Annotated in this window: 14 protein-coding genes; all 14 read left to right on the top strand. The window is 41.7% G+C overall.

Annotation, left to right across the window (positions count from 1 at the left end):
- Positions 1-37: 37 nt before the first annotated feature.
- The 14 genes from ONB37_11300 to ONB37_11235 all read left to right on the top strand — a co-directional run bounded on the left by ONB37_11300 (position 38) and on the right by ONB37_11235 (position 14,246).
- Entirely contained in the window at positions 38-364 is a 327-nt protein-coding gene (locus ONB37_11300; GenBank protein ID MDZ7400741.1) for a DUF1232 domain-containing protein, read from the top strand.
- A 241-nt stretch (positions 365-605) separates the two neighbouring features.
- Positions 606-2,396 (top strand): N-acetylmuramoyl-L-alanine amidase, encoded by a 1,791-nt coding sequence (locus ONB37_11295; GenBank protein MDZ7400740.1) that lies wholly within the window; start codon positions 606-608, stop codon positions 2,394-2,396.
- Positions 2,393-2,959, top strand: a complete 567-nt coding sequence (locus ONB37_11290) for an NUDIX hydrolase (GenBank protein MDZ7400739.1) — start codon at positions 2,393-2,395, stop codon at positions 2,957-2,959. The genes ONB37_11295 and ONB37_11290 overlap by 4 nt, the downstream gene beginning before the upstream one ends.
- Positions 2,956-3,645, top strand: a complete 690-nt coding sequence (nfi, locus tag ONB37_11285; GenBank protein ID MDZ7400738.1) for a deoxyribonuclease V — start codon at positions 2,956-2,958, stop codon at positions 3,643-3,645. Before ONB37_11290 ends, nfi begins: the two co-directional genes overlap by 4 nt.
- Complete coding sequence (locus ONB37_11280) at positions 3,632-4,609, top strand: histone deacetylase (GenBank protein MDZ7400737.1); 978 nt, start codon at positions 3,632-3,634, stop codon at positions 4,607-4,609. Before nfi ends, ONB37_11280 begins: the two co-directional genes overlap by 14 nt.
- Positions 4,610-4,729: 120 nt before the next feature.
- Positions 4,730-5,482, top strand: a complete 753-nt coding sequence (locus ONB37_11275) for a protein-L-isoaspartate(D-aspartate) O-methyltransferase (GenBank protein MDZ7400736.1) — start codon at positions 4,730-4,732, stop codon at positions 5,480-5,482.
- A 279-nt stretch (positions 5,483-5,761) separates the two neighbouring features.
- A complete protein-coding gene (locus ONB37_11270) occupies positions 5,762-6,559 on the top strand; it encodes a PspC domain-containing protein (protein ID MDZ7400735.1) in 798 nt (265 codons plus the stop codon).
- A gap of 25 nt (positions 6,560-6,584) precedes the next feature.
- Positions 6,585-7,091: a DUF5668 domain-containing protein gene (locus ONB37_11265; protein MDZ7400734.1), complete on the top strand. Its 507-nt coding sequence runs from the start codon at positions 6,585-6,587 to the stop codon at positions 7,089-7,091.
- Positions 7,092-7,772: 681 nt separating this feature from the next.
- Entirely contained in the window at positions 7,773-9,110 is a 1,338-nt protein-coding gene (locus tag ONB37_11260) for a tetratricopeptide repeat protein (protein ID MDZ7400733.1), read from the top strand.
- Between the two features lie 50 nt (positions 9,111-9,160).
- Positions 9,161-9,751 (top strand): shikimate kinase, encoded by a 591-nt coding sequence (locus ONB37_11255; GenBank protein MDZ7400732.1) that lies wholly within the window; start codon positions 9,161-9,163, stop codon positions 9,749-9,751.
- Positions 9,752-10,277: 526 nt separating this feature from the next.
- On the top strand, positions 10,278-10,814 hold the full coding sequence (locus tag ONB37_11250; protein ID MDZ7400731.1) for a hypothetical protein: 537 nt from the start codon (positions 10,278-10,280) through the stop codon (positions 10,812-10,814).
- A gap of 217 nt (positions 10,815-11,031) precedes the next feature.
- On the top strand, positions 11,032-12,339 hold the full coding sequence (locus ONB37_11245) for a tetratricopeptide repeat protein (GenBank protein MDZ7400730.1): 1,308 nt from the start codon (positions 11,032-11,034) through the stop codon (positions 12,337-12,339).
- 216 nt (positions 12,340-12,555) lie between these two features.
- The gene (locus tag ONB37_11240) at positions 12,556-13,266 is read left to right on the top strand and encodes a hypothetical protein (protein ID MDZ7400729.1); all 711 of its coding nucleotides are present in this window, start codon (positions 12,556-12,558) and stop codon (positions 13,264-13,266) included.
- Between the two features lie 218 nt (positions 13,267-13,484).
- Complete coding sequence (locus ONB37_11235) at positions 13,485-14,246, top strand: DUF72 domain-containing protein (GenBank protein MDZ7400728.1); 762 nt, start codon at positions 13,485-13,487, stop codon at positions 14,244-14,246.
- Positions 14,247-14,266 lie beyond the last annotated feature (20 nt).

The raw sequence follows: 14,266 nt of genomic DNA, 5'->3' as shown, positions 1-14,266 counted from the left end.
TTATCAAGTGTATGCCTCGAAAAAGTCGCATTGAACTATGGCAATTGAATTTCGCCGCATCATTCAACGTGGTCTACAAAACCCCACAGATTTTTTTCGCGCCATAATTCATCTGCCAAAGCTCATCCGATTGTATTGGCGGCTGATGTTTGATAGCCGGGTCCCATGGTCCCCGAAAATTGTTCTGTTGGTGGCTCTGTTTTATATTGTATCCCCCATAGATCTGCTTCCAGATTGGCTATTGCCGCTTCTGGGATATGTCGACGATCTAATTATTTTGATGTTTGCCTTGCGACACTTTATTATGAAATGTCCGAAAGAAGTGATTGAGGAACATATCGCTGCCATTGTGCGGAGCAGATAACCTATTTTCAGATCCGATTTGATCAGAACTTTGGATTCGCGGTTTTTGTAGATGCCTGAGCAGCTTCTGAATCGGGCATTGAATGTGTAGCGTATCTCAATTCGCAGAAGAATGGTTCAAATATTTGAAATATTGCCCAGCGATTGCAGACATCCGAAAGAATGGTATCTCATACTATTAAAAACTACCAATATTCGTATCGAAAATGGGAATAAGGATCGTTTGGATCGAATTTTTGTTCGTGCCGATTTTAGCATTGATCTTGAACAGTCAGGTTAAACCAGAGATCAAAATCGAAATTGTTTACCCAAAAGAGGGTAGTCAGGTCATTGCGGCCGAATCCACTTTTGTGTTCGGGAATGTTTCGTCACCTGAAGCACGATTTTGGGTGAACGGCATACCAACAGAACTTTATCACAATGGTGCTTTTTTAGCATACATTCCTGTGACGCCAGGCAATTTCACAATTAAATGTGTGGCAATTTCGGGGAGCGATACTGCGCGAGCGGTTCGACGCGTTTGCATTCCGCATTATCTGGTTACCTCCTCTGCGAATGAATTGATAATAGACACCAGTTATGTGTTTCCGCAGGTCGATTGCGAGCTTCCACCTGGTGAACAATTTAAGCTCGCTTTCAAAGGCACACCAGGATGTCAGGCAAGTTTCTCGGTAGAGGGCTTGGTCTCCGGTGTCCCAATGAAAGAACTGCCTCCGCGAAAATCTTTCGTCTGGGGCGAACCACTGTTCGGAGAGATTATTCATCCTCAAATGGCCAAAGTCAAAGGGATTTATGTTGGGAGTTTTACGGTCCCGAGTAATGGCGCAGGGGTTGCAAGGCAAATTCGCTTTGAATTAAAAGATAAAAATGGTCAAGCTGTCAGCGCCAGCGCGAATGGTAAACTATTTATTTATCGACCAGAAATTCCGCAGCAGGTGGAGTTCATCCGCGATGTGACGGTGGAGCGGAGTACAATGAGCCCAGGCGATCAATTATTTTTCTTGAAGGGAACTTCCGCTATGGTGACTGGTCGGCGCGGCAGTTATTCGAGAATAAAATTCTCCGATGCCGAAACCGCATGGGTCAAGGCCGAGAATGTCAATATCATCCAATCTACTGGAATAACGGCTCCAGCGATGATATCAACCATCCAGACAGAACTACTTGATCGATGCACCCGTGTCAAAATCGGCCTAGATCAACGATTGCCCATAAAGATAGAGCAGGATGTAAAATCTTCGGGACTCTCGGTTTTTTTATATGGTGTTGCATCGAATACAGATTTTATCCAACTTGAATTGGACGAAAAATCGGTTACAGAACTGAGCTGGGAACAGCCTGCCAAAGGCGTGTGGCAGTTGAAGATTAAATTGACCCAAAAGTTGCTATGGGGATATCGGCTTTTTTATGAAAATGGAACTCTGTTCATTGATATCAGAACTGGGCCGGGCCGTGGGCGATCCGAACAACTGCCGCTCAAGGGGGTGGCGATTTGCCTGGATCCCGGGCACGGACCTGATACTGGTGCCATTGGACCCACAGGGCTCACAGAGCGAGAGATGAACTATCGGTATTGCGCAGCTCTGAAGCGCGCTTTAGAGACGAAGGGTGCATTTGTGATAATGACGCGCGGCGAAAATTTCGGCGCTTCAATTACCGAGCGCATTCAGTACGCGATTTGGAATGATGTTGATCTGCTATTAAGTTTTCATTTCAATGCGTTGCCAGATGGCGTCAATCCATTCCGAAACCATGGGATCAGTTGCTATTATTACCATCCCCAAAGCTATCGATTGGCCAATTTGATCCAAAAGTCGCTGACAAAACGAACAGGTATAAGAAGCTTTGGTCTATTTTATGAGAATTTGGCCATGGTTCGACCTGCACAGATGCTGGCCGTTTTAATTGAACCTGGTTTTATCACCCATCCCTGGGAAGAAATCCTCATCGCTTCTTCTGCCTTTCAAGAGCGGGTTGTCGCGGCTGTCGTATCGGCGATTGAACAATTCATCAAGGAGAGCAGTGAAAATTGACCAGTTCAACCAATCCCAATAATTATCAATTCTGCCCAAGGTGTGGTCATCATCTTACGACCAAATACATCAGCCATGAAAAAACACAACGGCTGATATGCGAAAATTGCAGCTTTATTTTTTATATCAATCCAGTTCCAGCGGTCGCTGTGATTCTAATGAATGACAATAACATTTTGCTAGTGAAACGGAAATATGAACCGCGCAAAAATATGTGGTGTCTACCGGCAGGATTCATGGAATTCAATGAGACTGCTGAACAGACAGCGATTCGGGAAACTAAAGAAGAGACCAATCTCGATATTCAAGTGGATCAGCTTTTTGGCGTGTTTCCTGGTTTCGACGATCCTCGAGTGCATGTCGTGCTCATCGTTTTTCAGGCAAAAATCATGAATGGGAATCTTGCCCCTGGGGATGATGCGAGTGAGGTGGTTTTTTTTCCATTGAACCAACTGCCCAATGATATCGCTTTCGCATCGCATCAGCAAGTGCTAAATCTGCTGGTGCAGCGAGCATCAGAACCGTCCAGGGAGATAAATCCCAGGGACCCTCATGACTCATGAAAATGAAAATCCGTCAGCTACATGAGTGGAACGTCACACCTGAACGAGCGCGCGAAATCCAAAACGAATTGCGCAATAAGATCAAATTGCAACGCCTTCCGGCGTCAATCCAATTGGTGGCTGGTGCAGATGTCTCTTATTCGCGAAAATTGGAGCGATGTTTTGCGGCGGTAACGGTCTTTGAGTATCCAGCTATGCGGATCGTCGAACAATGCAACGCGATAGGGGTGACGTCGTTCCCTTATGTGCCGGGTTATTTATCATTTCGTGAAGCCCCGATTTTATTGAAAGCTCTGGAGCGGTTAACTTCATTGCCAGACCTGATAATGTTTGATGGTCAGGGCATCGCCCATCCCCGACAAATGGGGCTGGCGACACATTTGGGGATCATCCTTGATCGGCCAACCATTGGCTGCGCAAAAACACGGCTGTTCGGCAAATATGAAACGCCAATGGAAATTCAAGGGAGTTGGACCGAATTAAAGGATCAAGACAGAATCATTGGTGCAGTGTTGCGCACCCGCGATCATGTCAAACCGTTGTTTGTATCTCCCGGGCATAAAATAACTTTGGACGAGGCAATCGAATGGGTGTTGCGAACCATAACTCAATATCGAATTCCAGAACCGATCCGGCGAAGTCACATCGCTGTAAACCAATTGCGAGCCAATTATGAGAACCAATGAACCAGTGTCACGAACTACGGGCTTGGTATTTCACCAGGATTATTTGAAACATAATGCAGGAGAGACACATCCTGAGCGTGCCGAACGATTGCAAAGCATCATGAACCATCTGAAACGAACGGGGTTGATTCAACGGCTCAGGCGAATTGCACCTTACCAAGCCGACGTCGAATGGATCGCTCAAATCCATGAGCGCGATTATATCCGCTCCGTTGAAGAGGCTTGCCGAAATGGCTATCGCTATCTCGATGCCGATACCGGAATCTGTCCCGATTCTTTTGAGATCGCTCGGCTGGCAGTCGGTGGCGGTATGGCTGCGGCCGATGCGATGATGAACCATGAAATTGATAATGCATTTTGTGCCGTTCGGCCGCCGGGGCATCATGCAACCAGTGATCGCGCAATGGGCTTCTGCTTATTTAATAACATTGCTATTTTAGCGAAATATTTACAGCAACAATATCATCTAACAAAAATTCTTATCGTCGATTGGGATGTTCACCATGGCAATGGAACTCAGGATGCCTTTTACGAAGATCCGACCGTGTTTTATTTCAGCATTCATCAATGGCCCCATTACCCTGGCAGTGGACTTCAGCATGAAACAGGAAAAGGTGCTGGATTGGGCTTTACATTGAACATCCCATTGGCTCCTTGTCATGGAGATCGCGATTATATTCAAGCCTTTCAAGAAAAATTAGTGCCCGCGGCAGAAAAGTTCAAACCTGATGCGATACTCATTTCGGCCGGATTCGATGCGCATGATCAAGACCCATTAGCTGGGATGCACCTGACTGACGATGGTTACGGCAGACTCACTCAGATCATTATGGATTTGGCCGATCAATTTTGTCAGGGGCGTATCATTTCTCTTTTGGAAGGCGGCTATAACCTCGATACGTTAGCCCGAAGCGTTAAAGCTCACATCGAAGTTTTAATGGGACAAAAAGTGTCGATTGATTGAATTGTGGCACCATGCAATTGCTTTCATCCGAATTCTCAAGCTCCGCTGGGATTAACAAATTTAGTCAGACTGCTCTTCCGTTTTCGAGTAGATCTATTGAATTCAATGAGAGGAGGCCTCATGATGAAGAGAATCCACATTTTTTTCATTTTTGGTGTCTTCCTCAGTTTATGTCGGCCATCCAGCGATAACCCCTTGCCTCAGCAGCAGGTCCAAACTGAGCAGGACTTTTTCAGTACCAAGCGTTACCAGATGGTCAAAGAACAAATTCAGTATCGAGGCATCAAAGACACTCTGGTATTAAAAGCAATGCTGAAAGTTCCGCGCCATTTGTTCGTGCCTGAATATCTGAGAAGCCAGGCCTATCAGGACTATCCACTTCCCATTGGAGAAGGACAGACCATATCACAACCGTACATTGTGGCGTTTATGACCGAAGCATTGCAGCTCAAAGGAAACGAAAAAGTCCTTGAAATTGGGACCGGTTCGGGGTATCAGGCAGCGGTCCTTGCTGAAATTGTTGGTCAGGTTTATTCCATCGAAATTATTGCCTCTTTGGGACATCGAGCGGCTGAGCTGCTGAAAAAGCTTGGCTATCAAAATGTTCATGTTGTGATTGGGGATGGCTATAGCGGCTTACCTGATCAGGCACCATTCGATGCCATCATCGTCACCGCTGCGCCCGAGCACATCCCTCAGCCCTTGATCGATCAATTAAAACCAGGTGGTCGGATGGTTATTCCCGTCGGTGAGCTCTATCAAGAGCTGGTTCTCGTCACCAAAAAATCGGATGGAAGCATTCAGCAGCAAGCACTGCTCCCAGTCCGTTTTGTGCCAATGACTGGCGAAGCCGAACAGAGAAAAAATGAGTGATTGGTAAAAAATCATAAACTTTTTAGAATGATCACGCGTACATAGTCCCAGCAATCAAAAGCATTAGTTTTGATCTGGATTTCAATTAGAATGTGACTGGGAACTTTGTTCAGCTGTTTCGCCTTGTTAAAAAGGTGGACTTTTTAGTTGTTTCAAAGTCTGGATGATCAAGCCAATGAGTTCATATGCAAAAATGAGCATTTAAATCATCGATTCTAATGGTTGTTTGTAGCTATTCATATAGTTCTATTTAGTTATTTTTTACAGAAAGGACAGATAATGGAACAGAATAAGAAAGCAAGTGAGCCAAAGCGGCTGTATCGATCAAAGATCGATCGATTGGTCGCTGGAGTTTGTGGGGGGATCGCCGAGTATTTTGAGGTTGATGCAACTCTGGTCCGAATCTTATGGCTCATCATCATATTTTTCAGCGGATTTTGGTTGGGAATTTTGCTATATCTGATCGCTTTGGTGGTAATTAGAGATAATCCGAATCAGAATTTTGCAGATCGAAAACCTCAAAGCGCTGCCTTATATCTCGGGATCGGATTTATTTTATTGGGACTGTTATTCTTATCAAATCGTTGGGACTGGTATTATTTCCGTCCATTTCATTTTCATTTTTTCAGGCCGTGGTTCTTTCATTGGGATCGATTCTGGCCCATTATTTTAATATTGTTTGGAGTATTCTATTTATTTTATGTCCTTAAGCGAACCGACAATATCGAAATAGATAAAAGTAGGACTGAACCTTCCATTTCAGCGACAAAATTATTTCGCTCCCGCGATGAAAAAATCATTGCCGGCGTCTGCGGCGGGTTAGCGAAATATCTGAATATTGATCCAGCTCTAATGCGAATTTTATGGATTGTGGTCTCGTTGTCCACTGGAATTCTGCTGGGAATTATCGTCTATATCGCCTGGATGATTATTGTACCAGAAGCACCAATCACGTCGCCATCCGCAACTTCAATAAATGTACCGATCTCAGTTCCAAAAGAGAACAGTGAACAACAACACCCCAGAAGGACAAGAAGATCATCTAATAAACAGGCTCAGAGCGATCAATCCGAATAATGGATAACACTAATGAAGGATAGACATGATGAATAAGAAAAGACCTTCAATATTACCTGGAGTGATTCTGATTATTATTGGTGCGATTTTGTTAGTCAACAAATTGACACCATATACTATTGGCTGGGATGAGATCTATCCACTTCTACTAATTATTCTCGCTTTGCTGATCTATAAAACGGTTTTAATGAAACGAGAAAGGGGAGGTATCTTCCTTGGAACACTGCTTCTTCTGCTCGGCTGCTACTTCTTGGTGAGAAATTATGATATTGTACCCTATGAATATGCTCGAGAAGTCTGGCCAATTATTTTGATCATCCTAGGATTGAGCTTCTTATCAGTTTTTATACTATATCCAAAGGATTGGGGACTTGTGATCCCTGGGGGAATTTTGGTGTTTATTGGCACCGTCATTTTCCTTCGAAGACTGGATATAGTCTTTTTTGACTTGAGGGAGCTCATTTCTGACTATTGGCCAATAGCACTAATCCTGATCGGAGGAGCGATTGTTTTTAGTGCTTTGAAAAAATAGCCCGATTCTGCTTTACCTGAGAGCGAAGTTTTATCCCTATTTTCAAAAGACCTACCAAAAGCGCAACATGAATAACAAATTATCCCTGCTGATTAAGATGGCTTTGGGGCTCGTGTGATCCAGATTGAATCGCGATCATTGGACTGCTTACAGGATTTTGGTGCTACGAAACAGTCTTTTTGGGCGCTTTCGTGTCATTGTAAACCAAAGCAACCCAAACTTCTATCTGATCTGTTGTTATTTCTCGATCTCTTTTCAATCATCCTCCCTTGAATCCGCATCAGTTTTTTAGAAATCAAGCATAATTAGAGAAATGATTGTTCCATTGGCGTTGAGCTTGAAAATCATTGGATATTTAATGGATGAACCTCAGTGTTTCAATTTAGGATTAATGATCCTTAGCAAGGGGAACATCCGAATAGAGAGCCAAATTCTATTTTCCGAATGAAACCTTCGATATCAGTTTAAATTGTCACAAAGTTGTTGAACATTCTTGGTCTAAAAAATACACGATTAGCTAATTTGCAGAATTATCGCTTGACAAATCTTCTTAAAATGTTTATATTACTCAAAGCTTACAGGAAATTAGGAAAAAGGTAAGCTATCACCCTAGAAAGCAAGGGCTATTAGAAGCGGTCGGCCATAGGGGATCAGGAACCTATTTTTTGGAGCGATCAGAATATGTATTTCACAATTCTCAATGGACTCTTGTTTATTTTTTTCCTGTTGTTGATAATTGTCGGTCTGAGGCTGAAATTCTGGCCATATATTCCAATTAATTCGATCGGATTGATCATTATAGGAATTACTTTCTATCTTGACTTGAATCACATGCTGAATCCGATCAATATTATAATATTGTTTGCCGCGGTTTTGATAGTCTTCATCACGGATATCATTTATACCTTTAGAGAATTCAAAGAAGAAATAACCGAGTTTGAGGCTAAGCGGCTGCGTCGCTATTTGAACGCATTAGATAACAGCGGGCATTTCAAATTGATCGGTGATGAGCAACTGATGCGAGAAGAGATTGAGCAAGCGAAAAATATCTCCATGCAGGATCAAATGCAGGCTTTGGCGATGTTTCGATTGGGAAATAAAGCTTATCAAAAGGGCGATTACCAGGAGGCGCTCGACAAATACGATTTATCGACGAATTGGGTTCAAACTGGAATTGGCTTGCTTAATCAAAGTGGCATACTATTGCAATTGGGTCAGTTTGAGGATGCCTATGTGATGGCAGAAAAAGCGGCAGAGGTCCGGCCCAATTTTTATGAGGCTTTGCTCAACCAAGCCGTAGCGTTGGAAAAAATGAAGAAATATGATCAGGCGCTGATGAAATTCAAAGCTGCCGCCGCTATATCGCCCGACGAATATGAAGCATGGCTCTGCTGTGCTCATATTCTGTTTAAGATGAATAAGCCGATGGAGGCTATTGAATATTACAATAAAGCGATTGATCTTCACAGTCGTCTCTATGAGGCCTATTATTATAAAGGAGTTTGTTTGCAAAAACTTGGTCAAGATGTTGATGCTCTCCGCTGTTTTGAACAAGTGATCAAATTGAATCCTGAGCACTACCATGCCCATCATCGTGCAGGCAATATCTTAACAAAACTGGATCGAACGAACGAGGCCATTCGAGCATACGAAAAGGCGATCAAATTGAATTCGGATCTGCTAACCGCTTGGAATAATTTGGGTGTTGTTTTAGCTAAAGTAGGAAGAATTAAAGATGCAATGAAGTGCTACGAGCGAGCAATAAAGATCAATCCAGATTATCATGAGGCCTGGCTCAACCTTGGTTTAGCGCAAGACAATAGTGGTCAATACAGAAAGGCCTACTTCAGTTACCATCGATTTTTAGATTTAGCCCCGACAGATTTAGAAAAGCGGATTGCGATCACGCGCAAACGGGTGGAAGAATTGCGAGAAAAATATAAATTAAAACCCTATAAGCCACAGAAAAAAGCTCCATCCAAAAAGAGCAAAAAGTTCGCTAGTTTAACTGAAGAATAAAAGTCATTAATAGCATCCTGGAAAAGAAAGCGTTTGGATCAAATTCTGAAATGATCGATAAAGTTGAACTTAGTTTGCCTTCGCAGCCTGTGCCGCTGATCTATTTAACCGGCTTTATGGCAAGCGGTAAATCAACCGTGGGCTATGCCCTGGCTGAAGCACTGCACCGAGATTTTTTTGATCTTGACGTAGAAATAGAAACAAGATTGGGCAAACCAATCGCCCAGATTTTTAAAGATGAAGGGGCGGCTTTTTTCCGAGAAATTGAAAGTCAAATTTTAATGGAATTGTCCCAGCGAAATAATGCTGTTATAGCTTTGGGAGGTGGAACCCTTATTGACATTGAAAATTTGTCAGTGGTCCAAAATTCAGGTATTTCTATCTGGTTAGCTACAACGCCAGAAGAAATTTGGAAACGAATCGAATACTCAGATAAAAGACAACTTATTGCTGGACCTGACTCCAGAGGAAGAGTCCTGACCGATCCCAATCAAATCTATGACAGAATAAAATCGCTCATGTTGATCCGCAAGCCTAGTTATGAAAAAGCAGATATAATTATTGACGCAACCAATAAATCAGTTTCCCAAATTGTCCAGGAGATCTTGATGCTGCTGGAACCATACCAATTTCTCCGATAAAGAGCTTCTCTGAAAAGATATACCTCTCAGAAATCCGGTCCTCCTTCCGAAAAAAAATCTACCTGCAAGCTATTATCAATCAAGAATTATTTTAAATATTTTTGTAAAAGTATATGCGTAGGCTTGATCCTTGCACCGATCTGAATCGATTGAAGTTTGTTAAATGACTTGGTTTGAGATTGAATAATATCATCAAATGCCATTGTATTCCTTTAGCCAAGTCTATTATGACCAAAAAACACAAAACTAATTGTGATTAATAACAACTAATTTCTGAATATAGTTTATTAAGTTTGATTATCTATATATTGTTAATAGAAAATTGGTTCACTTCGATACGCGTGTCTTCATCTAATACATTCTAAATTGGTTGGCTTTTTATTTATATATCTAATTGACAATCAAAATATTATCATATCAATATCTTATTTTTATAAATATATTAAATAAGTTGGCATAATGTTTGTATTTAATTGATTGAATATTCAGTTATGAATAGATGCGGACACCAATAAGGGAACAAGGGATGAAAGAACTGCTCTATTTTTCATTTTCTGATTTATTGGTAAAAGTCGAATACTCGAAAGAAGCGAACTCTTTAAAGTATTCTTCCCATCGAGAGGTTTCCTTTAACGAGCGAGTGATCATCGAGCAATACTTACTGACGACAATCGCCGTGAAAACTGATTTCTATAATCGCTACCCTGCGCTTTTTATCTACCTTGGTAAGGATGAAAAGCTAATAAGAGATCTCAACCTATTTCATTTAAAGAATACATTGAAGTTTTTGGCGAATCGAGAAAAAGAGGTGAAAGAAAAAGTTGATGAATTGATCAGTCATTCAATGAGCAATTATTACTTCGAGCGGATTGGCGACACAATTTTGGAATTAAGAAAAAATTTAAAATCTGATCAAGAAAATAGTGATAAGCAACACAGAATAAAAGTCGTTAAAGAAACCATAGAAAAGATGAATGAGCTTATTAAAGCCTACAATAATTACTCGGATAAAAAAATAACTATTGAAAAAGTTGTCCCAAGGGACTTAATTGAATATATATAGGATTTTTGATCGAATCGGGCAATCTTTATTCCAATGCCATCATCGATCTATTTTTGACTAATGATAAATGGTGGCCAGATCAGGATGATTGCGACCAAATTCTAAGTCACAGCAAGTTGTTTGACAAAGTCATCCTTTTAAATTTTGTTAAAAGCAATTGATCAAAATTAGCAGGTAGGGATGTTAGCAATAAGTGGGGGGGAATTGGAGGCTGAAAATGCATCAATATCGTTTGGCGATCATTTCGATTGCATTGTGCTTGGTATTTCATGGAAATGGACAAGCGCAAATGTTAACCGCAGGTCGCTTCGGGTTGGGGTTGAATAGTGGCATTCAAAAAATTTATTGTGAAGAACCTAGTGGATTTAATTTTGGAATTGAGACCTACGCTAAATATAATTTTAGTCCCCGCTTTTTCGCCAATTTGGCATTCGGATATGGCATATTGAGCGGAACTGCCGCTAATAATAGCGGTACCTTCCACACTGATCTCATCACTCTCGATTTCAAAGGCGCATTTAAATTGCTCACTGAAAGCAATTTTACTCCATATGGCTATTTAGGGCTTGGTGCGTTTCACTTCTCCTACCACGGACCCAATTCAAGTTCCTTGCCAGGGCGCTACCTCGGTGGCTACTTTGATGCTTCATTTTTTATAGGAGGGGGCCTCGAGATTAAAATAAATCCGAATTTGGCTTTCGATTCGTACTTAGACTATCGGTTTACTACTGGGGATGATCTAAACAATCACAGTGGCGGGGCGACTGATGGATATCTAAATCTCCGAGCAGGAATTACCTACTATTTATCGCCTTTTGGAATTTCGAGCAGCATTGGGGGTATCTCATCGAATACCAATAGCGCATTGGACGAAATAGCGGCAGAGGATTCAAACAGTTCAGCGGATGATGAGCTAAATTCGCTGCTTGAAGGCCTGGATAATTACAGGGAAATGGCCAACGCGAATATGAACATGGAAGAATATATCAGATTAAAATCGCGTATTGACCAGCTTAATGATGCAATTCGACAAAAGGAACTGGAAATTGAGGAACTGAAAGTTCAGCTAAACATTCGGAAGGAGAAAATCGCCGAGTTGGAAAAAAATCTCAAAAATCGTGGGGGTGAATTGTCTGCTTCTCTCGAGGCTGATTTATCCGATTTTGCCGCAAGCTATGAAAAAGCTCTCCAGCACTATTATGCCCGAGAATTTGATGCCGCAATTTATTTATTCAGTTCATTGTTAGAGACTAATCCCAAACATCGTTTGAGCAGCAATTGTCAATATTGGATCGGCGAGAGCTATTTTGGAAAAGGTGAATATCAGTCAGCACTTGATGCCTTTCGTAAGGTCCTTGAATTTCAAGAATCATTTAAAAAGGACGATGCCCTTTTGATGATGGGACGATGCTATATGCTTTTAGGTGATAAAAAGACTGCCTTAGCCATGTTCGATCAGCTCATGAACGAATTTCCAGACAGCGAATATTTTCAGAAGGCACAAAAATACGCAAGCAGCCTTTAACTGATACATAAGCTTCGAAAATCATAAGCCAATTATCCTCGAAAAGACCCTGGAGCTTGCCGATTTGGCAAATTTCAGGGTCTTATTTTTTGTTGCATATATCCAAAAATGTTGTATATTCCCAGTATGCTGACATTTACGCATACATATCTTTTGAATCTTGCTTATGAGAAAATTAATTTTCATCCAGTTCCCTCGGCTCGCGGAGAATTGGTTTTGGGGAATGTGATTCCTGATTTTGTGACCCATTTGGGAAGATCTCGGTTTCAGGCCATTGCTCATGATTTGCGCTTGCTTGAAGCAAATGATCTTCAATCAGATCTTTTATGGGGTGCTGCCTTCCATATCTTGTGCGATAACTACTCCACTCTCGGAAGGGTTGATTTCTCTGGCAGCTATCACTGGTATCCGAAAAATGGTTTCATCGAACAGAGAGCTCAAAATGTCATTGTGAACGATCGTTTGAATCTCCCAAAGCGAAGAATTTTGCAATGCGCGTTTGATATCTTAGTGATTCGACATCAGAAACCACTATTGATCCAATTACTAAGGGCAGCAGAGGGCTTCCTTCATTCCAATTTTGAGCAGATTGTGAATCAGGTTGGGATGATTTACAATATTGCCCCCAATCAGTTAATCAATGGGCTAAAGCGGTTCTCATTGCTCTATGGCAACGATTTTATTGAATATGCCGCGCTGGAGGAATATCGACTGTTCCCATTAATTCGCAGCTTACTAAAATTAGATTCTTTGACGGATCCAAAGCTCATTTTGGAGCAGATCCGACGTCATCCTGAATTAATTGAAATGGTTGAATCCAACATGAATTTAATTCAAGATCAATGGAGTGTGCTGCTTAACGAAACTGTGGAGGCTGTTCTTGAGTATCGAAACATGAAAGAGATACTTAGTGACAAGGACAGCTAAAAATGATAAAATTCGAGCTTGGCTCAATTGAAAACCAATCAAGGTTATTCCAAGGTACGCTGAATGAATTTAAAGATCTTTAAGCAGGAGAAAATTGTAGTTTGGATGGGAACGATCGCAATTTAATCGATTCACAGGGTGGATTCGGCAAATGAAATCCTTTGCTCGTCTTGTCGTTTTGGGCAATTTAATAGAATCATGATCAAAAAAAGATAGCGATGGCTTTGGGGAAAGCGTATATCGGAACCAGTGGCTGGCAGTATCGACATTGGGGGAATGATGTTTTTTATCCAGCAGGGCTTAAACAGGCCGAGTGGTTTGCATTCTATTGCTCGGTGTTTGACTGCGTCGAAATTAACAATACTTTCTATCATCTCCCCAAAAGGGAGGTATTCGAGCGATGGCGGGATGTCTCTCCTGATAGGTTTCATTTTGTTGTTAAAGCCAGCCGCTACATCACACATATGAAAAAGCTGGGCCAACCCCAGGATACGGTGACAAAATTTTTGCAAAGCGTGAGCGGTTTAGGGGAAAAATTGGCGGTAATATTGTTTCAATTTCCACCATATTGGAATTTGGATTTGGATCGGCTAAATGAATTTATTGAATATTGGAAAAGACAGAATTTGATTGCAAACCCCAAGATTGCCTTTGAATTTCGCAATCCCAGTTGGCATCAGGCACAGGTGCATCAGCTTCTTCGTTCGGCTAACATCGCATTATGTTTTGCTGATTGGCCTGGATTGACTATCACCGAACCAGTTACGGCTGATTTTATTTATATCCGGCGCCATGGTCCTTCCTGGCTATACTCATCCAATTATTCCCCCCAGCAATTGCGACAAGAGGCAATGAATATCAAAAATTGGCTGGTCAATGGTCAGGACGTTTATGTATTCTATAATAACGATGCTTTTGGATGGGCTGTGCAAAACGCATTGAGCTTAAAACGCCTCATTTGCAATCAACCAAGCGATTAGCTGAAAACGGATCGAACAAA

It is taken from the genome of candidate division KSB1 bacterium, assembly GCA_034506395.1.
Taxonomy (GTDB): domain Bacteria; phylum Zhuqueibacterota; class Zhuqueibacteria; order Thermofontimicrobiales; family Thermofontimicrobiaceae; genus Thermofontimicrobium.
Note: the sequence above shows the minus strand (reverse complement) of the source record. Positions and strands in the feature narration are given on the sequence as shown.